Source organism: Pseudoalteromonas sp. MT33b (assembly GCF_014117385.1).
Classification (GTDB): domain Bacteria; phylum Pseudomonadota; class Gammaproteobacteria; order Enterobacterales; family Alteromonadaceae; genus Pseudoalteromonas; species Pseudoalteromonas lipolytica.
This window is the reverse complement of sequence record NZ_CP059831.1, coordinates 3,086,095-3,107,946: the sequence shown is the minus strand read 5'-3', so window position 1 is coordinate 3,107,946 and position 21,852 is coordinate 3,086,095. Positions and strand designations below refer to the sequence as shown.

Here is a 21,852-nt window from a genome sequence, read left to right as displayed (position 1 = left end):
TATATTTTCCCTAAATGGACTCCCAATTAGAATCGGAGACTGCTAGTATATATTGATTAAAAAATGAATAATATTTTTTCAGATAAAAATTATAACTTGTTTATTATTAAAACAAAGGCCAAGTTGCAAACATGCTAAGTCAGCTATTTAAAAAGCCTTCATCTATGATGGTAGGGATCGACATTGGATCGCACTGCATTAAAGCAGTGTTGTTGCAGGAGACAGACACAGGTTTGCGACTTGAGGCGTTAGCTATAGAGCCAATGCCAAAGGGAGCAATGTCTGAGCGTACAATTCAAGACATTGAAGCGATTGGCAATGTTATCGCTAAATTAAAAAGGAAAATACCTAAATCTGTTCAGGCTGCGGCAGTAGCCGTGTCTGGTCAAACCGTGATCACCAAAGTGATTTTCATGGATGTATCATTAACTGATGCTGAATTAGAGTCGCAAATTGCAATTGAGGCAGATAGCCTCATACCGTACCCACTTGATGAAGTAAATATAGACTTTGAAAAACTCGCCATTAATGAGGCCGATCCGAGCAAGGTTAATGTATTGCTCTCAGCTGCCCGTACAGAAAGTGTTGAGGCACGCGTTGGTGCTTTAGAAACGGCTAATTTAAAAGCTAAAGTGGTCGATGTAGAAAGTTATGCACTTAGTCGAACGATGGATGTGTACTACCAGCAGTTGCCAAGCGATGCGTACAATAAGTGTGTTGCTGTGGTTGATATTGGTGCCGTGCTGATGTTAGTGAGCGTGGTACAAGCGGGTGAAACTATTTATACCCGTGACCAAGTGTTCGGTGGTGATCAATATACAAATAGCATTGTTGCTTACTACAACAAAAGTTTTGATGAAGCTGAAATCGGCAAAACAACCGGTGATTTGCCGCCTAATTACACCTTTGAAGTATTGGCACCTTTCCAAACATCGTTGCTACAGCAAGTAAGACGTGCGGTGCAAATGTTCTTAACCACAAGTGGCAAAGATCATGTTGACTATATCGTTTTAACCGGTGGCACGGCGATGATTGAAGGGTTAGATCGCTTACTCATTGAAGAATTAGGAATTCATACTGTGGTTGCTGATCCTTTCGCAAACATTGAGGTTTCTCCAAGAGTTGATCGCAATGTGCTGCAGCGTCACCGAACGCAGTTTGCGATAGCTACTGGGTTGGCGTTAAGGAGCTTTTCATCATGCCACATATAAACCTACTGCCTTGGCGCGAACAACAACGTAAAGAATCACAGAATAAATTTGTGACAGTACTTTTTGCAGTTGTGGTTATCAGTTTCTTAAGTATGTATATATTAAGCTCTTTTTATAGTGGTTTACGCGAAGGGCAAAATATAAAAAATGATTTCTTAAATACAGAAATTGCCTTGCTTAATCAGCGTATCCGCGAGATTAATGATCTTGATAAGAAAAAAGAAAGCCTTCAACAACGCATGCGACTCATTGAAGAGCTACAAAGTAGTCGTAACCTTGGTACGCAGATTATGGATGAAGTGGCAAAAATAGTGCCAGCGGGTGTCTATCTTACCAAGCTTGAGCGCCAAAATGACCGTATTCATGTGATTGGTCGCAGTGAATCTAACAATCGCTTATCGACGATGTTACGACAAGTGCAAAGCTCTTATTTGTTAGAGCGACCCGTAATGCAAGGCATTGTTGCAGGTGAACAAACATCTAGGCTATTGAGTGATTTTAATATGGATTTTTACGTTAAACCGTTTGATAAAATAGGAGAAGCACCTAATGAGCCTTGATATCAAATCGTTAACTGAAATAGATTGGAATGAAATAGAACTCGAAAACATGGGCGATTGGCCCATTGCTGTAAAAGCACTGTGTTGTGCGTTTGTTGCGGCAATCGTGTTGTATTTCAGCTATAGCTTGTTAGTGTCAGACGAAATAACCAGCTATCACGCCGCGGTTGCAAAAGAAACCGAACTGCGCAATACGTACAAACAAAAATACGCTTTAGCCAGTAAATTAGAGTTATATCGTCAACAAATGGTCGACATGGAAGAAAAGTTTTCACAGCTTTTAAAACGCTTACCAACGTCGAATGAAACACCGGGGCTCCTTGACGACTTATCGTATGTGGGGACAACGAGCGGCTTAACCTTTTTGAAGATTGGCTGGTTGCCGGAAATTAAAAAAGAGTTTTACACCGAATTACCCATTAAAATTGAGGTAATAGGAACCTATCATGAGTTTGGTGACTTTGTTGGCAAAGTGGCACAGTTACCACGTATTGTGAGTTTGCATGATTTTACCATTCAAACGTCTAACGAGAATGAATTAACCTTTAGCGTTGTGGCAAAAACCTACCGTTATGAAGGGGGGCCTAAGAAATGAGAAAGCTCCCGTTAATTATTGTTATGAGCTTGCTTCTCAGCGCCTGTAATGATGATACTTCAGAACAAAAAGAGTTTATTGATCAGGTAAAAGCGAGCACGACCCCTGAGGTTGAGCCTATTCCTCAAATGGCAAAGTTTGAATATTTTGAATACAGTGCAGGTGAGTTACGTAGTCCGTTTGTCGCTCCAAAACCAGAAATAATTCAAAATAACTTGGTTCAAGTTAAAAACTGTTTACACCCAGACCCTGACCGTGTTCGTCAACCACTTGAAAAATACCCGCTCGATAACTTGTCAATGAAAGGCACTATCGGTAGTAAAGGGAGAACCTGGGCATTGATCAAAGCCGCTGACGACACGCTATATCGTGTCACAGAGGGTAATTATCTAGGTTTGTATCATGGTGAAATAAAAGAAGTGCACGACAATTATATACAATTATTAGAATTAATTCCTGATGGGTCTGGTTGTTGGAAAGAGCGTCTGACAAAACTAGAAATGTTAGAGGCAGATACAAATGGTGCAAGTTAATCGTATGAAAGGTAAAAATAAGATGCATAAAGGAATGGCTTGGTTAGTACACATGCACAAATTTATGTTGGCGGCATTGGCACTCTTAATGACGCAGACAGCGATTGCTGCTCCTCTTCTCTATGATGTGCGTTATAACCCCTTGATGAAAGGCGAAACGCAATTACAGTTAGTGTTTGATGAGGCCCTTACCTTTGAGCCAAAAGTGCAAGTGTACAATTCGCCTGCACGCATTGAGATGTTATTTAGCGATGTCGGTGTAGATAACAATGTCCGCGATGTTGAAATAAATCAGGCGGGTATTAAACATGTCAGCAGCACAATGACATCACAAGGCTTGAAAGTAACCGTTTCTTTAGAGCGTTTAAAAATTTATAAAACGACTGCGAAAGATAACATCGTCACTTTACACGTATCAGACAACCCAATCACCACCGATGAGTCGGCTGATCCGCTATCAGCAAAAAATAATTACATTAATACGGTGCAATCAATTGATTTTCGTCGCGGTGATAAAGGCGAAGCGCGCTTACTTGTGTTTTTACAAGATACGCAAGCGGCAATCGATGTACATGAAAGCGGTGGTAAAATTGTTGCAGAATTTCACCATACAGACATTTTAGACGATTTATTATATCAATTAGATGTTCTTGATTTTGGCACTGTTGTTAGCACGATAGAAACGTTTAAAGAAGATAATTTGACGCGCATTGTAATTGAACCTAATGCCGCATTTAAATTTACGCATCAGCAGATCGAAAATATCTTTACTTTGACCGTCGAAAAAGATGACTCACAACGCGCATACCTTGATGGCGGTATTGAATACCAAGGTCGCCCAATGACCTTAAACTTTCAAGATATTCCGGTCCGTGCTGTGCTGCAAATTATCGCAGGCTATAACGAGTTTAACCTTGTCACCAGCGACTCAGTGTCAGGTAACATCACATTACGCCTAGAAGGTGTGCCATGGGATCAAGCACTCGACGTGGTGTTAAAAGTGAAAGGCTTAGACAAACGCATGGATGGCACCATTTTAATGGTGGCACCGTCTGAAGAATTGGCTGCTCGCGAAGCGAAAGAGTTAAAAGCAAAACAGCAAGTTGAAGACCTAGAGCCTTTATACAGTGAATATATTCGTCTTAACTACGCGAAAGCGGAAGAGTTCGCCGATTTATTAAAAACCGACACTAACAGCATCATTTCTGCACGTGGCAGCGTGTCGGTTGATAAGCGCACCAATACACTATTAATTAAAGACACCGCTAAGAGCATAGAGAGTGTTCGCCGTATGGTTGATACGCTTGATATTGCGGTGCGACAAGTTGTTATTGAGTCTCGTATGGTGACGGTTCGTGATAACGTACAAGAAGACTTAGGTGTGCGTTGGGGCTTTAGTGACCAGCAAGGCACTGATGGCTTAGCGGGAACACTTGAAGGCGCTGAAACGATTTCAAATGGTTTGATCCCGAACGTCGCTGATCGTCTAAATGTTAACTTACCAATCTCAAACCCAGCAGGGAGCATTGGTATGCATGTTGCGAAACTTGCCAATGGCACTTTAATTGATCTCGAGCTGACTGCGCTTGAAGAAGAAAATAAAGGTGAAATCATTGCCAGCCCTCGTATTACCACAGCAAACCAGCAAAAAGCCCGTATTGAGCAAGGTACTGAAATTCCCTATGTAGAGGCTGCTTCAAGTGGTGCAACAACGGTGAGTTTCAAAAAGGCGGTATTAAGCCTTGAAGTGACACCGCATATCACGCCAGACAACAAGGTGATTCTTGACCTTATTATCACTCAAGATACACGAGGCGATACGGTACAGACTCCAACAGGCCCTGCAGTCGCTATTGATACGCAACAGATCCAAACACAAGTGTTGGTTGAAAATGGCCAAACCGTCGTACTCGGTGGTATTTTTCAACAACAAATTGTGAACTCAACAAAGAAAGTACCTCTACTAGGTGACATTCCATATTTAGGTGTGCTGTTTAGAAGTACGAGTGAATTTAATGAAAAAAGAGAGTTGCTAATCTTCGTAACACCAAAAATTCAGATAGATTAAGTGTTTTTTTCTTAAGCAACGAGCAATTCGCAGGTTTAATTGCTCGTTATGAGGCTTTTTACGCTAATTGACTTGAAATGACCAATCAATTACTGAGATAATCCCCTCCTTAATTTTGGGGCCAGGTCGTTAGGCGGGGTTTTATTTCAAATTTTAGAGTTCGTTTGTACTAAAAAGATATGGCTGAGAAACGTAATATATTTCTAGTGGGCCCTATGGGGGCTGGCAAAAGCACAATTGGTCGTCACATTGCTGACCAATTACACCTTGAATTTTTCGATTCAGATCAAGAGATCGAGCGTCGTACAGGAGCAGATATTGCTTGGGTATTCGATCTTGAGGGTGAAGAGGGCTTCCGACTTCGTGAAGAGACTGTTATTTCAGACTTAACTGAGATGCAAGGCATTGTTCTTGCTACTGGTGGTGGTTCTGTGATCAGTAAAGAAGTTCGTAATAAGCTTTCTGCTCGAGGTATTGTTGTATACCTAGAGACACCGATCGAAAAGCAGGTTGCACGCACACAGCGCGACAAGCGTCGCCCATTATTGCAAACAGAAGAAGCACCGCGCGATGTATTAGAGCGCTTAGCTGAAGAACGCGAACCGTTATACAAAGAAGTGGCTGATTTTGTTGTCCGCACTGATGAGCAAAGCGCTAAAGTTGTTGCTAATCAAATCATTGAGAAATTAGATTTTTAAAAACCAATAATAAAAAGGAAATTAGCGATGCTTGAATTAACTGTTAATTTGGACGAGCGAAGTTATCCTATTTATATTGGTCAATCTGCACTTCAACAGACAGGTCGACTCCGCGAGCACATTGGCGATTGTCGACCTATCATTATCACCAACGACACCATTGCACCTTTGTATTTAGATGATGTAATGACGTCGCTGGCTGATCTTAATCCGTTATCTTTTGTTATTCCTGATGGTGAGCAATTTAAATCACTGGATTGGTTTGAAAAGATTTCAGCGTTTTTACTTGAGCATAACTGTGGTCGTGACACCTGCTTAATTGCATTAGGCGGGGGTGTTGTAGGTGATTTAACGGGCTTTGTAGCTGCGTGTTATCAGCGTGGTGTGCCGTTTATTCAAATACCGACGACATTGTTGTCGCAAGTAGATTCATCTGTGGGCGGTAAAACAGCGGTTAACCATCCGCTGGGTAAAAACATGATTGGTGCTTTTTACCAACCGCAAGCTGTGTTTATTGATACCAAATCATTGCATACTCTGCCAGAGCGCGAGTTTGCAGCCGGTATGGCAGAAGTAATCAAGTACGGCTTAATCTACGATACAGAGCTATTTGCTTATCTTGAGCAAAATATCGCAAAGTTAAAGTCACTTGACGAGCAAACGCTTCAGCATGTGATTTATCGTTGCTGCGAAATCAAAGCACTTATTGTTGCAGAAGATGAAAAAGAAGCTGGTTTACGTGCACTCCTAAACCTGGGCCATACTTTTGGTCATGCTATTGAAGCACAAATGGGTTACGGTAATTGGTTGCATGGAGAAGCCGTGGCGGCAGGTATGGTGCTTGCAGCCCGACTGGCACACACGCGAGGCGACTTATCAGCATCTGAGGTTGAGCGTATTGTACAGTTAATATCACAGTATGATTTACCTGTGGATATTCCAAGCGAGATGACCAGTGAGCAGTTTCTGATTCATATGCGCAAAGATAAGAAAAATAAAAAAGGCACCATTCGCTTTATTCTTCCTACACAATTTGGTCAATGTGCGCTGGTCAGTGATGTAACCGATCAGCAGGTCTGTGATTTAATAGCGCGCTAATGCAATCACAAATATTGCCTAGCCGTGCAGCGCTAGTTGATCGTATTGCCCTCCAATTCGAATATGGGCAGAACCTAATATGCTTATTAGGCGCATCAGGATTAGGAAAAAGTTATTTGTTGGAAACGTTTATTACCGACAAATATCTTGAGTTCAACAAAGCATTTGTACAACTTTCTGGCAAGATGACTGATCAACAGTTCATCACTGAGCTACTCGAACAAAACTTTCGTAACCCACTGATTGATCACACCCTCAGTTTATCTGAAAACTTTTATCAGCTTTATAAACAACAACCCTGCGGTAATTGTTTGTGGGTGATTGATGGCGGCCGTCATTTATCAGATGAAATGATCCAACAGTTAGAAACGTTAGCAAAACAAAGCCCAACAACTTTATATATTTTGCTTGCCTCACAATCATCGGGGCAGTTTACGCAAGCGGTTGAAATTCATCTTGAAGCATTGAACATAAGTGAAAGTAAGCAGCTAATGCGCTGGTTTTTTGATAACTTACCTGTTGAGGAAGACCCTGTATTTCGTACTTTTTTACAAGAAGCACAGGGCAATCCTGCGTTGCTACTTGCATGGCAACCTGAGCTACAAACCGCTGATATTCGTGCGCCAGAAAAAAGTTATAAGCTGCTGTATATCATTTTATTGTTGTTAACGACCATGCTGTTGATTATTGGCTTTTTATACAAAGCTGATATGACGCAGTGGTGGAAAGCGCATTATCAACAAGATACCGCCTTACCGGTGGAAACGGCACTTTCTACTGACGCTGTTGTTAACTCGCAAAGAGACACCGAGCTTAAAGCCGTTGAGCAGCTAGAACCAGAACGAGCACCTGAGCTGCCATCGCCAACAGTTGAAACCGCAGAGATTATTAAGCAACCCGATGAAAAGCATGAAAATAATGTTGCTGCAATTGTTGATAGCCTCGCGCCAGATAAAACGATTGAGCAACCATCACAGCCAGTAGAAAAGCCAAGCAGTGATGAAATTGCCGCTGCGCTGACCTCTGATGCGAAAAATACTGATAACATTGATTCACTCATAGAAGAGCCTGTGAATGACAAACCGCCACTACTTAGCGGTAATGCTTGGTATTTAGCACAGCCAGACAATAATTTTGTTATTCAGCTATTGGCTGTCACGAACCCACAGATCAGCGAGAAATTTATCGCTGAAAATACCTTACAAGGGCAAGTGAATACTTATAAAAGTATGCGCAGTGGCAAGCCATGGTGGATTGTCACTTATGGCAGTTTTTCGACCTTAAGTGATGCTAAGAAAGCAGCCTTATCACTTTCTGAAAATGTGCGTAAAAATCAGCCTTTTTATAAAAAAATAAGTAAAATTAAACAAGAAATCGCTTCACTAGATCAGTAAATTAAAACTGATTAGTGTAAAATCGCGCAACACTGAATTGAAGTTAAGAGCAGATGCAGCAAAAGACCAGGGCCTTCCTTAAATGGGCAGGCGGAAAATACAGCCTAGTTGAGGACATTCACGCCCGTTTAAAACAAGCGAGTATGAATGCAGACACCTTAGTTGAGCCTTTTGTTGGTGCGGGTTCAGTGTTTTTAAATACTGATTTTAAGCATTATATTTTGAATGATATCAATGCAGATCTCATCAATTTATACACAGAGTTAAAGCGCTCGCCAGATGAGTTTATTAGCGACGCTAAAAAATTGTTTGTTGAATTAAACAACCAGCCAGAAGCTTACTATGAATATCGTGTGCAGTTTAATCAAAGTAGCGATGTGTATGAACGTGCTATTTTATTCTTATACATGAATCGTCATGGTTATAATGGTCTATGCCGTTATAACTTGAAGGGGATTTTTAACGTCCCCTTTGGAAAATATAAACGTCCCTATTTCCCTGAAAAAGAAATGAGCTTTTTTGCTGAGAAAGCACAGCAAGCTACGTTTACCTGCCTAGGCTATGACGAAGTCTTTAAGCTTATTCCTGAAAACGCTGTTGTTTACTGTGACCCACCGTATGTACCGCTTAGTAAAACCGCGTCTTTTACGTCATATGCTAAAGGGGGGTTTAACTTAGATGATCAAGCAAACCTAGCAAATTTAGCCGAGCAAGCTGCTTTTGAAAACAATACCCCAGTGCTTATCTCGAATCATGATACGGTCTGGACGCGTAAAATATACAGCCAAGCATCATTAGACGAGATTCAAGTTAAGCGAACAATCAGCCCTAAAGGCGGTTCACGCAATAAAGTCAATGAGTTAATGGCTATGTATTTAGCACCAAAGACACGGTGAAATAGATAGCAGCGACGAAAAGAATAAATAAGATGAGGGCAATCACAGCGAGGGAGCTGAGTGAATGCTCTTTGAAATCAGCTTGACGTTTGTCTTCTGATTGAACACCAAAAAATGCCGCAACGACACTTTGTAATGCACTAAAGAATTTTTTCATGCGATTTAGAACGTCGAGCCTAAACCGCTAACTTTATTTGATTCTTCGCTGCTAGTTAACAGTTCAAGTAAATCTAAGTAATGAAATTGAGCACTACGGCTATCGCCCGTTATCCACGAAAACCAACCCGTTTCTTTATTAGTTTGAATACATTGATTAGTCGAAGACGATACAGTAATCGTATTGCATTGACAGTCTGATGTGGCTGCTAGAAATGTATCTTCATCATTTGAAGAAAGTGATACAAAAGCAGTAACTGAAAGTGCGGACGCGATTAAGATCCCAGTTTTAAAAGCACGCATTGTAATAACCTTTGTTTGTGTTATTTAGATAAGCATACATAAAAGTTGTTCAAATAACAAACTTAATTAATGCTGAATTAGATGATTTTTTAGTAAAATTAGCAGCTTGAAGTAAATGAAATGTTTGATTTTTGTTTGTTTTTAGTTGTTATTAAAAAAGAGGTTATACGCAATGGGGTCGTTCTTTTTACCTAGATTCAATAGTCTAAAAGGCTGACTCTATTATTTTGTCGGGCGCTGCGCTTTCGTGCCGGTGTTTAAATCAGCTAACGATTGGGTTACATTAAGCGCACTTTCATTGCTGTAGCAAATTTTAAGGGATCTCTCATGCTGGAAACATTACAAAAGTATTTAATTGCCCCGTCTATTTTATCGGCCGACTTTGCGCGTTTAGGCGAAGATGTCGATCGCGTCTTAACCAGTGGTGCTGATGTTGTACATTTTGATGTAATGGATAACCACTATGTGCCAAACCTGACCTTTGGCCCCATGATTTGCAAAGCATTACGTGACTACGGTGTTACCGCACCGATAGATGTGCATTTAATGGTGAAGCCGGTTGACCGCTTAATTCCTGATTTTGCTGAAGCTGGGGCATCAATTATTAGTTTTCACCCAGAAGCCAGTGAACATATTGACCGCACCTTACAGCTAATTAAAGATTGTGGTTGCCAAGCGGGATTGGTGTTTAATCCTGCAACCAGCCTGAGCTACCTTGAGCATGTACTCGACAAAGTTGATGTGATCTTATTGATGTCGGTAAACCCCGGTTTTGGCGGTCAAAGCTTTATTCCACATACCTTAGACAAGTTACGTCAAGCGCGTAAAATTATTGAACAATCAGGTCGAAATATTCGCCTTGAAGTGGATGGCGGTGTTAATGTGGATAACATTGCAGAAATCGCTGAGGCAGGAGCCGATATGTTTGTTGCCGGTTCTGCTATTTTCAACCAACCTGATTACAAAGAGGTGATCGATAAAATGCGTGCAGAGCTAGGAAACGTTAATTCATGAGATACGATGCTGCCTTTTTTGACCTCGACGGCACATTAGTCGACAGTGTTTATGATTTGTATATTGCCATGAATTTAACGCTAACAGATTTAGCGTTCCCAGTGGTCACACAAAAATTAGTGGAAGGTTGGGTTGGTAATGGCATAGAAACGCTTGTTAAGCGAGGCTTGAGCGGTGATATGCAAATAAGCGAGCATTTAGATGATGCGTTGGCACAGCAAGCTATCACTCTTTTTTATCAGCACTATGATGAGGTTGTTGGTGATTATAGCGCGCTTTATCAGCACGTTGAGACAGGTCTTGCAGCGCTGGCAAGCATACCCAAAGTCATCATAACCAACAAAGCACGCCGCTTTACTGAAAAACTACTTGATAAGTTGGCACTTACTCATCATTTTCAGTTTATTGTTTGCGGCGATGATATGACAAAAAAACCATCAGCTGAACCGTTACAATTTGCTTGCACACAACTTAATGTAAGCCCAGAAAAAGCCATTATGATCGGTGACTCTAAAAGCGATGTATTAGCAGCTAAAGCCGCTAATGTTGATGTTATCGCGCTCGGTTATGGTTATAACCAAGGTGAAAACCTTGCTGATTTCAATCCAGAGTACCTCTGTGATAATTTCTTAGATATAATACCTGTTCTTACGCAAAGGTAAGTGCATTTTAAATTTAGTCTTATTAGTTTAGTAAAATAAAGGAACATCATGAGTAAACCAGTAGTGTTAAGTGGCATTCAGCCAACCGGTGGTATGACAATAGGCAACTATGTTGGCGCTATTAACCAGTGGCTTAAGCTACAGGAAGACCACGAAAGTTTCTTTATGCTGGTTGATTTACATGCCATTACTGTACGTCAAGATCCTGAGCAGCTGCGCTCACGTGTTTTAGATGGTATTGCATTGTATGCGGCGTGTGGTATCGACCCTGAAAAATCTGCGTTATTTGTTCAATCTCAAGTGCCAGAGCATGCTCAGCTTAGTTGGGTGTTAAACTGTTATGCGCAAATGGGTGAGCTTAACCGTATGACGCAGTTTAAAGACAAGTCATCAAAGCATGCTAATAACGTAAACGTGGGCTTATTTTCATACCCTGTATTACAAGCCGCTGATATTTTGTTGTATCAAGCTGATCAAGTGCCAGTAGGCGAAGACCAAAAGCAGCATTTAGAGCTTACTCGTGATATTGCGACGCGTTTTAATAACCTGTACGGAGATGTATTTAAGCTTCCTGAGCCATACATTCCTGAATTTGGTGCACGTGTAATGAGCTTACAAGACCCATTAAAGAAAATGTCTAAGTCAGATGAAAATCCAAACGGCTACATCATGTTGTTAGATGAACCGAAGAAGATTGAAAAGAAACTGAAAAAAGCCGTTACTGATTCAGATGAGCAAGCACGTATTTACTTCGACCGTGAAGAAAAGCCAGGCGTATCTAATTTACTTACCTTGTTATCAGTTGCCACTAAACGCTCAATCGAAGACTTAGTGCCTGAGTACGAAGATAAAATGTATGGTCACCTGAAAAAGGATACAGCAGCAGCTGTGGTTAGCATGATTGAGCCTATCCAAGCGCGTTTTCATGAAATTCGTGATGATCAAGCGTTACTTAATAGCATCATGAAGTCTGGCGCTGAGAAAGCGAGTATTCGTGCTGAAAAAACATTAAAAGCAGTGTACGACGCGGTGGGTTTTATTCCTCGCCCGTAGTCATATAGCAACGGCTTTTAAAGATATAAAAATACCGCTTATAAGCGGTATTTTTATATCTAAGCGTCTAACAGAAACTCAATGCCATTAAGACGCTAAATAGGCAAATGAGTGACACAGCATATTTATCTGTTTTTTCCATTCTACGTTCCTCATCACATTTAAAATATGACTCAATTTTCATCAAAGCTGGTTGGGTATATCTTCAGGTATAAAGGTTGGTGACCTGTTGATAGCGCTACAATAACGGCCTTAGAGGGGGGATGTCGCTTATCAAGATATGAGCAATTTGTTTGATAAGGTTTTTTAATTTATACCTTTTATTTATCAGTGAGTTATATTTAAATCTTATGAAAGAAAATAAGCTTTTAATCAGTACTTTTTAGTGTTTTTTATTGCTTTAGTAGGCTTTGCTTTTACTGCGCTTTCTTCCATTGGTTTCAAAAAACGCAGTAAGCTAAGTGAGTAGCGTGTTTGAGCCGCTATTTTTTAACGGGCGTAACGCCAGGCGAATCACAAGCGATCACCGAAAAGCGATAGCCATACGGCGCATTGTGATCGGGGGTAATTTGAACAATCTCATAATCATTCAATTCCACAGCTTTACTCGTCTCATCTTTTAAGCAACGAGAGTAACTATCAGCCTCAAAGCTAAAAGCAAACATGGCAATGAGACGTTTGCTGCGCTCAAAGTAGCCCTTGGTATTTAAAAATTGACGTAAGTTTTCAACGGTTTCACTCTCACCATCACTCTCACCCTCACTGTCTATCTCAACATTGCGCTTAGATGGGGGCGTTTCTGCGCTGCTCTTTGGAAGGTGTTGTTCTATTTTTTCACTGATTTCTTCAACGGCTTTTTGTTGCTCAGAGGGTGACTCTTTTGCTATCGCTTGGCCATCAACAAAGCTTGTAAGAATATTATCAAGCACCTCTTCAGGTGGTTTGTCATTAATGAACGAAGTCAGATTAATAAAGACCACTGACGCTAATATAAAGCGCACTATAGCCGTTAATAATGGTGAATAACTTTGACTAATAAATTTTATTCGCTCTGAGCCAAACGGTTTTATTAATAATAAAATGAAGATATAGAAGGGTAAAAAAAGTTGAAACAACAGCAGGGTACCTAATGTGATCCCCATTGCCCAAGGGGGCAAATACAGTAAGGTGGCAAAGTTATGGGTATAGTTAAAGTGGTTGGCCGACACATGGGTAACGTCATTAACAATGCCACTGGCCCCAGCTAATACAAAGTTTGCGATACTGGCATAGAAAATTAAGATGAGTGCTTTGCCCGCTAAAGAGTGCCACAGCTGATTAAACTTAGGCCAAAATTCAATAACGAGGGCAATGATAGTGATGGTGGCACTGAGCCAGCCTGATTGCAGAACAATCAGGCTGCTTAATGCTAAAAGGTAGAGCTTTTGTGCGGTACTTAAGTTAAACCAAATGGCTTGTATACGTTCAACCAACCTTGTTTTATGAGGTTGCCAGCTGCGCTGCTGTTGTTGAAACTGTTTATTAGCGCGCCACTTCGCTATTTTTAAATACCTACGCACCCAACGTCCTTTTTATAGTAGTGGTTTTAAGTATCTGCCTGTGTGTGAACGTTCGCAATCGGCCACTTCTTCAGGGGTACCCGAAATTAAAATTTCACCGCCGCCAGAGCCCCCTTCAGGGCCTAAATCGACAATCCAGTCAGCAGTTTTGATCACATCAAGATTGTGTTCAATCACTACAATGGTATTGCCATGGTCGCGTAAACGGTGAAGCACCACTAATAATTGCTGAATATCAGCAAAGTGTAAACCTGTTGTAGGTTCATCAAGTATATAGAGTGTTTTACCCGTGTCGCGTTTTGATAGCTCTCGTGCCAGTTTTACACGCTGTGCTTCACCACCCGATAAGGTTGTCGCTGCTTGCCCTAAACGGATATAAGACAAGCCAACATCCATTAGGGTTTGTAGCTTGCGGGCAATCGCGGGAATTTTATCAAAATACTCGCGCGCATCTTCCACGGTCATTTCTAATACTTGGTGAATATTTTTACCTTTGTACTGTACTTCAAGTGTTTCACGGTTGTAGCGCTGACCTTTACATACATCACACGGCACATACACGTCTGGTAAAAAGTGCATTTCTACTTTGATTACGCCATCACCTTGACACGCTTCACAACGACCGCCTTTCACGTTAAAGCTAAAGCGACCGACTTTATAACCTCGTGAGCGGGCTTCTTGGGTGCCAGCAAACAGTTCACGAATACCAGTAAAAATACCGGTGTATGTGGCAGGGTTTGAACGTGGCGTACGGCCAATCGGGCTTTGGTCAATATCAATTACTTTATCAAAGTGTTCAAGACCACTAATCGATTTATACGGTGCGGCCTCTGCGGTCGTTGCACCATTAAGTTCAGTGTGAGCAAGTTTAAATAAGGTGTCGTTGATAAGCGTTGACTTACCAGAACCTGAAACACCTGTGATACAGGTCATCAAACCGAATGGAATTTTTAAATCAACATTCTTTAGGTTATTACCCGTTGCGCCGAATAGCTCAAGCCATTTGTCGTTCGTTGGATGGCGAGTGGTTGGTACTTCAATTTTTTTCACACCCGATAAGTATTGCCCGGTGATAGAGTCTTTGCTCGCTAAAATATCGTCATGCGTACCTTGTGCGATAACATGACCACCATGAACACCGGCACCTGGACCAATATCGATAATGTGATCTGCAGCGCGAATTGCATCTTCATCGTGTTCAACCACTATCACGGTATTCCCTAAATCGCGAAGGTGAATAAGGGTTTTTAGCAAGCGGTCGTTGTCGCGTTGGTGTAAACCAATTGACGGTTCATCCAGTACATACATAACGCCAACAAGCCCAGCACCAATTTGGCTTGCAAGGCGAATACGCTGCGCTTCACCGCCCGATAGCGTGTCTGCACTGCGCTCAAGTGATAAGTAGTTTAAGCCAACATTTATTAAAAATGATAAGCGATCACGGATCTCTTTTAAGATTTTATCGGCAATCTGAGCACGCTGACCTGTAAGCGCTAGGCCTTCAAAAAATGCCATACTTTCACCAATACTCATGGTGGTGATGGCGGGCAAATTAGTTTGACCTATGAATACGTGACGAGCCTCTTGGCGTAAACGAGAACCATGACAGCTTGGACATGCTTGGCTGGTTTGATATTTTGCCAGCTCTTCGCGAACTGAGTTTGACTCGGTTTCGCGGTAGCGGCGGTTCATATTATTTAGTACACCTTCAAACTCGTGATTACGAGTAATAAGGTCGCCGCGGTCATTTCGATAATTAAAGGCGATTTTGGTTTTACCCGATCCTTCAAGAATGACTTTTTGGGCATCTTTACTTAATTCTTGAAACGGGGCTTCTAGGTCAAAGCCATAGTGTTCAGCCACTGCTTGCAGCATCTGAAAATAATAAAAGCTGCGTTTGTCCCAGCCCTTAATCGCACCGCCCGATAAACTTAGCTCTGGGTTTTGCACCACACGATTGGGATCAAAGTACTGGCGAACCCCTAAACCATCACAGCTTTGACATGCACCAGCAGGATTATTAAACGAGAAAAGGCGAGGCTCAAGCTCGCTCATAGCGTAGCCACATGTTGGACAGGCAAAGTTTGCTGAAAAAAGCATGTCTTCGCTAAGTGAGTCATCCATTGCAGCGACGTGCGCAACACCACTTGAAAGATCAAGGGCTGTTTCGAATGACTCGGCTAAGCGCTGCTGCTGACCATCTTTCACTTTAAAACGATCGACAACCACTTCTATCGTGTGCTTTTTATGCAGCTCTAGCGTGGGAGGATCTGATAAGTCACATACCTCACCATCTATACGGGCACGAATAAAACCTTGACTTGCTAGTTGCTCAAGTAGCTTTACATGCTCACCTTTACGGTCTTTAACCACGGGGGCGAGTAGCATGAGCTTGCTGCCCTCTGGCAGAGCTAAAACCGTGTCGACCATTTGGCTAATTGTTTGTGCTGCCAGTGGTAGGTCGTGGGTAGGGCAGCGAGGTTCACCAACACGGGCAAAGAGTAAACGCAGGTAATCGTATATCTCGGTGATTGTGCCAACCGTCGAACGTGGATTGTGCGAGGTTGATTTTTGTTCAATAGAGATAGCCGGTGAAAGACCTTCGATATGATCAACATCAGGCTTTTCCATTAACGATAAAAATTGTCTTGCATAGGCTGAGAGTGATTCTACATAACGACGTTGCCCTTCTGCATACAATGTATCAAACGCTAAAGACGATTTCCCTGAACCAGATAGGCCAGTGATAACTATCAGCTTATCACGGGGAATGGTTAGGCTGATGTCTTTTAAATTGTGCGTACGGGCGCCTCGGACTTCAATGTTTTCCATGCTATCTCGTTTTATTACCAAGTGATTATTTCAGTATCTCACAATACGCGACAAGATTAATCCTTGATCAAAGAAAAAATCCTCACTTACAGGTGATTATTTATTTTTCGCTTGTGGTAGAATCCACGCTTACATTTTAATAGACAGCAAGATTCAGTAATTCATGACAGCATCTTCACTCAACTCCCGAGAAAAACGCGCTGCCGTTTCGTTAGCGAGCGTGTTTGCGTTCCGTATGCTTGGCCTATTTATGTTGATGCCAGTTCTGGCTATTTATGGTCAGCAATTGGAAGGTTTTTCGCCGCTATGGATTGGTTTTGCAATCGGTGCGTATGGTTTAACGCAAGCCGTGTTACAAATTCCAATGGGGTGGTTGTCGGATAAAATAGGCCGTAAAAAAGTGATTATTGGAGGCCTGTGCGTGTTTGCGCTTGGTTCCGTTATTGCTGCCACCGCCGAGTCGGTACAAATGGTGACGTTTGGCCGTGCATTACAAGGTATGGGCGCGATTGCCAGTGCGTTACTTGCTTTGGCTTCAGATTTAAGCCGAGATGAGCAGCGTCCAAAGGTGATGGCTGTTATTGGTATGTGTATTGGTATGAGCTTTGCTGTTGCGATGCTACTAGGGCCAATAGTTGCGGCATCTTGGGGTGTTGCTGGCGTTTTTTGGCTAACAGCTGGGTTGGCCATTTTAGGTATTTTTATTGTCTTGTTTTTGGTTCCGAATGCTGTAAACAAGGCACCCAAAGGCGACACGCTTGCCACCTTAGATGACATAAAACAATTAATTAAACACCCGCAATTAGCACGTTTAGATTTTGGTGTTATGTTACTTCATCTTACGTTAACCACGGTGTTTGTAGCCTTACCGGGTCAATTAATTAAAGATGGATTAATTGCTGATCATCATTGGTATTTATATATTCCAGTCTTATTTTTAGCGTTTTTCTTAATGGCGCCAATGATGATAGTGGCTATCCGCAAAGAAAAAGAAAAACAGGCGTTTATTGGTTCAATCGCTTTATTAGTATTGAGCATGCTGGCGATGTCATTCTGGGTTGATTCTGTGATTGGCATCGGTGTGTGTATGTTAGTTTACTTTGTCGCATTTAATTTTTTAGAAGCCACTATGCCTGCATTAGTGTCTCGTATTGCCCCTGCAAACCAGAAAGGCTCTGCCATGGGCGTGTTTTCGTCTACGCAGTTTTTTGGTGCCTTTTTAGGTGGTTTATTGGGGGGCTATGTTGCACAAGCGCTAAGTGCGCAAGCAGTGTTTGCGGCGGCGGCACTTGTTGGGGTAATATGGCTTATCCTTGCTTGGAATATGCAAGTCCCACCAAGAAGTAAAATTATTAGCTTAATGACAGAATTAAGTTCCGAGCAGCAGGCACAAGCGCTTGCTTCTCGTCTAGTTGCTTTACCGGGCGTAATAGAAGCAACGGTTGTTTGCGATGAAAATCGCAGCTATTTAAAGATTAATGATAAAGAATTTGACCTAGACCAAGCACGAAAAGCGGCTGGTTTAATCTAACGTTTAAAGGAGAAGTTCCATGGCACGCGGTGTGAACAAAGTAATCTTGGTTGGTAATTTAGGCCAAGATCCAGAAGTACGTTATATGCCTAATGGCAATGGTGTAGCGAATATCAGCATTGCTACGACTGACAGCTGGAAAGATAAAAACACAGGGCAAATGCAAGAGCGTACAGAATGGCACCGTGTTGTTTTATTTGGCAAGCTAGCTGAAGTAGCGGGTGAGTACCTTCGTAAAGGTTCACAAGTTTATATTGAGGGTCGTTTACAAACACGTAAGTGGACTGATCAATCTGGCCAAGAAAAATTTACCACTGAAATCGTGGTAGACATGGGCGGTCAAATGCAAATGTTAGGTGGCCGTGGTGGCGACCAACAGGGTGGTGGTTATCAAGGTGGCCAATCACAAGGCGGTTACCAAGGTGGTCAACAACAAGGTGGCGGCTATGGTGGCGGTTCGCAGCAAGCGCAAAGCAACAGCTATGCACCTCAGCAGCAGTCAGCACCGGCGCCAGCACAACAACAGCGCCCACAACAACAGCCTGCACCTGCACCGCAGCAAAATAACAACCAATACGGTGGTTATGGCCAACAGCAAAGCAGCGCACTACAGCAAGGTGGTTTTGCTCCTAAGCCACAAAATGCACCACAAGGTGGCGCATCAAACCCAATGGAACCACCAATCGATTTTGACGACGATATCCCGTTCTAGCACCGGGGAAAAGTTAAAGTATTAAGCAAGATACTTTATATAAAGATTGTATTAAGAACCCAGCCTTGGTGCTGGGTTTTTTATTGCTCAAAATAGACCACTTAATTAAGCACAATGGTATAAACGAATGGGGATGGCTTCGAATATGTTTCGGTTACAAAATAATTCTCATTAAGGCATTTTGCTAGGTGTTTAAATTTACGTAACTTTTGACAGCGTTGGTCAGGGGATGAATCAGAAATTTCTTTAAATCGCGCTGCAGCCTTGTATTTATAGGGTTCTTGAACAACACTTTGTGTATATTTGGGCAACTAACTTGTGAAATGAAAAAAGACCTAACATCACAAATAAAGCAACCGGAAGTCATTTATGTGACGGCCGCTTTTTTGTTATTAGTTGTTTTTAATATTTTTTTAAGTGACGTATTACACGAGAAAGTGCATCGCACAGGTACTGAGCTTGCAAGGCAAGTATACGACTTAAACTTAGACCCCATTGCGTCAAAAGATATCATTGCAACCTTAGTTGAAAGTAAAGGTTTTGCTATGAACGTGACAGATGTGCCACATAATTTTGCCAACTTTATTGATTTAGAGCAGGAGGTATTTAGTTATCACACTGTGAGTTTGCGCCTTTTTCACTGGCCTTCATGGGTCGTTGAAAGTCATTTATTTATCTTTTTGAACTTAATTCTAATTGGGGCTGGGTATTGGGGATTCCGCTGGTGGCGAGTACTGTCTAAAAAAGTATTGGTAGCCGCAGCACCGCCAGTGAAGCCTATTGAAAAACAGGTCAAGCCGGTACTTAAAAAAGGAGAGCTGCCAAAGCCACTGCCTCATCAAGATTTAAATATTTTGTATGGGGTACCAACAAACTACAATCATTTATTTGCTCTGTTTTTTTGGAAAACCCCGTTTCCGGCGAATCTTGATGTCGATAATTACTTTAAAGTAGTGATTGCCAAAGGGTTTGGGGAACTTGTTAATCGCTCGGTAAAACTACTTCCCTCGGGCGGTATAGCTGTAACACTAAACAGTGTGCCTGCCACCGAAGTTGATAAGTACACCAAGCGTTTGCATCACGTTGTATATCAAGCGTGCCTTAATTATCGCAGCGATTTATCGCGTGGTGATATAAAAATAGGTGTATGTAATTACCGTACTGGTGCTGATCAGGCTGTGGTGTATCAGCTTACTAAATCGGCACTAACTTTAGCTAAGCAAAGTGCATGGCAACACATTCACCGCTTACCGTTTGGGCATACGCAATCTAGCATGCTCAGTGATAGTAATGAGCACCTGTTTGAGTACATTAAGAAAAAGCATTTTATGCTGTTCTTTCAACCGTTGTTTGACTTAGAAACAGGGGAAATTTTACAGCATGAAGCGCTTATTAGAATTCGTCATAAAAGCTTAGGATTACTTGCTGCTCGTCATTTCATTCCACAGATGACCAGCAAGAAGGATGTTTTATTGTTAGATCAGACTGTAGTGACACAAGTACAAAAAATGCTTGATAACGAATCAGGTGCGATGATGGTAAGTATAAACTTACATGCGATGAACTGGTTTAATGATGAGTTTTGGCATTGGTTTAAAGCGCAAATGCAAGGCTTTGATGCAGCTAATAAATTACAATTTGAGCTCAGTGAAGACGATTATTTAAAACAGCATAAACAATTGAGCTCGCAGTTTGCTTGTTTAGAAAAATTATCCGCAGGTATTGTGATTGACAATGTTCGCAGTGCCGAAAACCTTGTTGAATACAAGCAACTTAATAATGTGTGTAGTATTAAATTGGCATACGAGCTTATTCATAATATTGATACTAATACGCAGCAACAAAAAGTGGTTAGACAGATTATAGCGAAAGGCAATGAGCTTAATTTTCCTGTTTATGCTGTAGGCGTTGAGACACGCAACGAGCTTGCAACATTAAAAAACTTAGGCGTCATCGCAGCGCAAGGTTTTTACTTTGCTGAACCCCTACAAAAGCTTGCCGATATTACGCCTTTTAGTTAGTTAGATTAAACGACGGTACTTTAAGCCGTCTAACCCTTGCAAGCCACCAGTATGGATAGCCATGATCCGCGTGCCTTCTGCAAAGAAACCTTGTTCTATCAATTGCCACAGCGCATACATCATTTTACCGCTATAAATAGGCTCAAGTGGGATGGCGTGTTGTTGCGTAAATGTCTGACAAAACTCCCACAGTTCATGACTGAATTTGCCATAACCGCCATCATGATGTTCAAGTAATAGCTGCCAATTTTGTTGTTGTCTTGCTTTACGGCTCAGTTGCTTAATGTCATCAATTAAATATTCGGCCTGTTTTAATACTGCAATACCGAGCACGGTTGTGGAGTGTGGGCTGCCTTCAATTAAGCCTGCCAGCGTGCCACCACTGCCTGTTGGGCAAATAATGACATCGCTCGTCGGTAAGCTTTGCGCTAATTCTTGGCACCCCAGCAGCGCCGCAGGGTTAGTGCCTCCCTCGGGTAGAATATAAGCATGCGGGAACTGCTTTTGTAATTCTGCCAAATAGCGGCTTTCGCCTCTTAAACGGTAAGTAATACGGTTAACGGGGTGCAATGTCATCCCACAGCGTTTGGCGTACTGCAATGTGGGGTTGTGTTCATCAAGCTCAGGTCCGCGAATAATACCGTGCGTTTTAAACCCAAATAACTGACCCGCAGCTGCTGTGGCATGAATATGGTTTGAAAATGCGCCGCCAAAAGTGAGTAGCTCAGTTTTTCCCTGTTGTTGCATAGCCTGTAAATTAAATTTTAATTTACGCCATTTGTTACCACTAATTTGTGGGTGAATAAGATCATCACGTTTAATCTGTAATGTCAGCTTTTGTGCTGATAACAGTTCGTGGTTGATGGTTTGAACAGGCGATTCAGAAATAATAGTCACGGTTTAATTTACGCTAAAAAAGACGCTTAATTGTAGCAAAGTCGTCATAGAGATAGAAA

General features: G+C 41.8%; 20 protein-coding genes. 15 read left to right on the top strand and 5 right to left on the bottom strand.

What is annotated here, in order from left to right; translation table 11 throughout:
* The first annotated feature begins 131 nt into the window (after nt 1-131).
* From H3302_RS14050 to H3302_RS14010, 9 genes are all read left to right on the top strand, one after another.
* Nucleotides 132-1,211: a pilus assembly protein PilM gene (locus tag H3302_RS14050; protein ID WP_074989340.1), complete on the top strand. Its 1,080-nt coding sequence runs from the start codon at nt 132-134 to the stop codon at nt 1,209-1,211.
* Entirely contained in the window at nt 1,199-1,771 is a 573-nt protein-coding gene (locus H3302_RS14045) for a PilN domain-containing protein (protein ID WP_074989341.1), read from the top strand. The genes H3302_RS14050 and H3302_RS14045 overlap by 13 nt, the downstream gene beginning before the upstream one ends.
* Nucleotides 1,761-2,366, top strand: coding sequence for a type 4a pilus biogenesis protein PilO (locus H3302_RS14040; RefSeq protein WP_036973195.1), 606 nt, complete (start codon nt 1,761-1,763; stop codon nt 2,364-2,366). Before H3302_RS14045 ends, H3302_RS14040 begins: the two co-directional genes overlap by 11 nt.
* A complete protein-coding gene (locus H3302_RS14035) occupies nt 2,363-2,899 on the top strand; it encodes a pilus assembly protein PilP (protein ID WP_036973194.1) in 537 nt (178 codons plus the stop codon). Before H3302_RS14040 ends, H3302_RS14035 begins: the two co-directional genes overlap by 4 nt.
* Complete coding sequence (locus H3302_RS14030) at nt 2,886-4,967, top strand: type IV pilus secretin PilQ (RefSeq protein WP_065978298.1); 2,082 nt, start codon at nt 2,886-2,888, stop codon at nt 4,965-4,967. The genes H3302_RS14035 and H3302_RS14030 overlap by 14 nt, the downstream gene beginning before the upstream one ends.
* Nucleotides 4,968-5,146: 179 nt before the next feature.
* On the top strand, nt 5,147-5,665 hold the full coding sequence (aroK, locus tag H3302_RS14025) for a shikimate kinase AroK (RefSeq protein ID WP_036973192.1): 519 nt from the start codon (nt 5,147-5,149) through the stop codon (nt 5,663-5,665).
* Nucleotides 5,666-5,692: 27 nt separating this feature from the next.
* Nucleotides 5,693-6,763 carry a 3-dehydroquinate synthase gene (gene aroB, locus H3302_RS14020; protein WP_036973191.1) on the top strand — a complete coding sequence of 357 codons (1,071 nt, stop codon included), beginning with the start codon at nt 5,693-5,695 and terminating at the stop codon, nt 6,761-6,763.
* Complete coding sequence (locus H3302_RS14015) at nt 6,763-8,157, top strand: AAA family ATPase (protein ID WP_074989342.1); 1,395 nt, start codon at nt 6,763-6,765, stop codon at nt 8,155-8,157. The genes aroB and H3302_RS14015 overlap by 1 nt, the downstream gene beginning before the upstream one ends.
* A gap of 53 nt (nt 8,158-8,210) precedes the next feature.
* Nucleotides 8,211-9,053, top strand: coding sequence for a Dam family site-specific DNA-(adenine-N6)-methyltransferase (locus tag H3302_RS14010; protein WP_065978301.1), 843 nt, complete (start codon nt 8,211-8,213; stop codon nt 9,051-9,053).
* On the opposite strand, the gene H3302_RS14005 is transcribed toward H3302_RS14010, so the two are convergent.
* The gene (locus tag H3302_RS14005) at nt 9,025-9,210 is read right to left on the bottom strand and encodes a DUF2970 domain-containing protein (RefSeq protein WP_074989343.1); all 186 of its coding nucleotides are present in this window, start codon (nt 9,208-9,210) and stop codon (nt 9,025-9,027) included. The two genes, H3302_RS14010 and H3302_RS14005, sit on opposite strands and share 29 nt — an antisense overlap.
* A gap of 5 nt (nt 9,211-9,215) precedes the next feature.
* Nucleotides 9,216-9,512 (bottom strand): hypothetical protein, encoded by a 297-nt coding sequence (locus tag H3302_RS14000; RefSeq protein WP_074989344.1) that lies wholly within the window; start codon nt 9,510-9,512, stop codon nt 9,216-9,218.
* 327 nt (nt 9,513-9,839) lie between these two features.
* Here H3302_RS14000 and rpe point away from each other — a divergent pair, with 327 nt between their 5' ends.
* The 3 genes from rpe to trpS are packed head-to-tail and all read left to right on the top strand — an operon-like array spanning nt 9,840 to nt 12,241.
* Entirely contained in the window at nt 9,840-10,526 is a 687-nt protein-coding gene (gene rpe / locus H3302_RS13995; protein WP_036973185.1) for a ribulose-phosphate 3-epimerase, read from the top strand.
* Nucleotides 10,523-11,188 (top strand): HAD-IA family hydrolase, encoded by a 666-nt coding sequence (locus tag H3302_RS13990; RefSeq protein WP_036973184.1) that lies wholly within the window; start codon nt 10,523-10,525, stop codon nt 11,186-11,188. The genes rpe and H3302_RS13990 overlap by 4 nt, the downstream gene beginning before the upstream one ends.
* A 48-nt stretch (nt 11,189-11,236) precedes the next feature.
* Complete coding sequence (gene trpS, locus H3302_RS13985) at nt 11,237-12,241, top strand: tryptophan--tRNA ligase (RefSeq protein ID WP_036973183.1); 1,005 nt, start codon at nt 11,237-11,239, stop codon at nt 12,239-12,241.
* Between the two features lie 482 nt (nt 12,242-12,723).
* On the opposite strand, the gene H3302_RS13980 is transcribed toward trpS, so the two are convergent.
* Together H3302_RS13980 and uvrA are read right to left on the bottom strand one after the other, a co-directional pair.
* Nucleotides 12,724-13,800, bottom strand: coding sequence for a hypothetical protein (locus H3302_RS13980; protein WP_074989345.1), 1,077 nt, complete (start codon nt 13,798-13,800; stop codon nt 12,724-12,726).
* 12 nt (nt 13,801-13,812) lie between these two features.
* Nucleotides 13,813-16,632 (bottom strand): excinuclease ABC subunit UvrA, encoded by a 2,820-nt coding sequence (uvrA, locus tag H3302_RS13975; protein WP_074989346.1) that lies wholly within the window; start codon nt 16,630-16,632, stop codon nt 13,813-13,815.
* A 163-nt stretch (nt 16,633-16,795) separates the two neighbouring features.
* Here uvrA and H3302_RS13970 point away from each other — a divergent pair, with 163 nt between their 5' ends.
* The 3 genes from H3302_RS13970 (at nt 16,796) to H3302_RS13960 (ending at nt 20,896) form a co-directional block, all read left to right on the top strand.
* On the top strand, nt 16,796-18,163 hold the full coding sequence (locus H3302_RS13970) for an MFS transporter (protein ID WP_036973178.1): 1,368 nt from the start codon (nt 16,796-16,798) through the stop codon (nt 18,161-18,163).
* A gap of 19 nt (nt 18,164-18,182) precedes the next feature.
* Nucleotides 18,183-18,875 (top strand): single-stranded DNA-binding protein, encoded by a 693-nt coding sequence (gene ssb / locus H3302_RS13965; protein WP_182395591.1) that lies wholly within the window; start codon nt 18,183-18,185, stop codon nt 18,873-18,875.
* A gap of 323 nt (nt 18,876-19,198) precedes the next feature.
* The gene (locus tag H3302_RS13960; protein ID WP_182395588.1) at nt 19,199-20,896 is read left to right on the top strand and encodes an EAL domain-containing protein; all 1,698 of its coding nucleotides are present in this window, start codon (nt 19,199-19,201) and stop codon (nt 20,894-20,896) included.
* Here H3302_RS13960 and H3302_RS13955 read toward each other — a convergent pair whose 3' ends face one another.
* Complete coding sequence (locus tag H3302_RS13955) at nt 20,897-21,793, bottom strand: 1-aminocyclopropane-1-carboxylate deaminase/D-cysteine desulfhydrase (protein WP_065978308.1); 897 nt, start codon at nt 21,791-21,793, stop codon at nt 20,897-20,899.
* Between the last annotated feature and the right edge of the window lie 59 nt (nt 21,794-21,852).

Excerpts from the sequence above, each read along its gene's own strand:
- H3302_RS14015 (WP_074989342.1), top strand. The coding sequence starts at position 6,763 with ATGCAATCACAAATATTGCCTAGCCGTGCAGCGCTAGTTGATCGTATT.
- trpS (WP_036973183.1), top strand. The coding sequence starts at position 11,237 with ATGAGTAAACCAGTAGTGTTAAGTGGCATTCAGCCAACCGGTGGTATG.
- H3302_RS14045 (WP_074989341.1), top strand. The coding sequence starts at position 1,199 with ATGCCACATATAAACCTACTGCCTTGGCGCGAACAACAACGTAAAGAA.
- H3302_RS14040 (WP_036973195.1), top strand. The coding sequence starts at position 1,761 with ATGAGCCTTGATATCAAATCGTTAACTGAAATAGATTGGAATGAAATA.
- rpe (WP_036973185.1), top strand. The coding sequence starts at position 9,840 with ATGCTGGAAACATTACAAAAGTATTTAATTGCCCCGTCTATTTTATCG.
- H3302_RS14005 (WP_074989343.1), bottom strand. The coding sequence starts at position 9,210 with ATGAAAAAATTCTTTAGTGCATTACAAAGTGTCGTTGCGGCATTTTTT.
- ssb (WP_182395591.1), top strand. The coding sequence starts at position 18,183 with ATGGCACGCGGTGTGAACAAAGTAATCTTGGTTGGTAATTTAGGCCAA.
- aroB (WP_036973191.1), top strand. The coding sequence starts at position 5,693 with ATGCTTGAATTAACTGTTAATTTGGACGAGCGAAGTTATCCTATTTAT.
- H3302_RS13960 (WP_182395588.1), top strand. The coding sequence starts at position 19,199 with ATGAAAAAAGACCTAACATCACAAATAAAGCAACCGGAAGTCATTTAT.
- H3302_RS14035 (WP_036973194.1), top strand. The coding sequence starts at position 2,363 with ATGAGAAAGCTCCCGTTAATTATTGTTATGAGCTTGCTTCTCAGCGCC.
- uvrA (WP_074989346.1), bottom strand. The coding sequence starts at position 16,632 with ATGGAAAACATTGAAGTCCGAGGCGCCCGTACGCACAATTTAAAAGAC.
- H3302_RS14010 (WP_065978301.1), top strand. The coding sequence starts at position 8,211 with ATGCAGCAAAAGACCAGGGCCTTCCTTAAATGGGCAGGCGGAAAATAC.
- aroK (WP_036973192.1), top strand. The coding sequence starts at position 5,147 with ATGGCTGAGAAACGTAATATATTTCTAGTGGGCCCTATGGGGGCTGGC.
- H3302_RS14030 (WP_065978298.1), top strand. The coding sequence starts at position 2,886 with ATGGTGCAAGTTAATCGTATGAAAGGTAAAAATAAGATGCATAAAGGA.
- H3302_RS14000 (WP_074989344.1), bottom strand. The coding sequence starts at position 9,512 with ATGCGTGCTTTTAAAACTGGGATCTTAATCGCGTCCGCACTTTCAGTT.
- H3302_RS13990 (WP_036973184.1), top strand. The coding sequence starts at position 10,523 with ATGAGATACGATGCTGCCTTTTTTGACCTCGACGGCACATTAGTCGAC.
- H3302_RS13970 (WP_036973178.1), top strand. The coding sequence starts at position 16,796 with ATGACAGCATCTTCACTCAACTCCCGAGAAAAACGCGCTGCCGTTTCG.
- H3302_RS14050 (WP_074989340.1), top strand. The coding sequence starts at position 132 with ATGCTAAGTCAGCTATTTAAAAAGCCTTCATCTATGATGGTAGGGATC.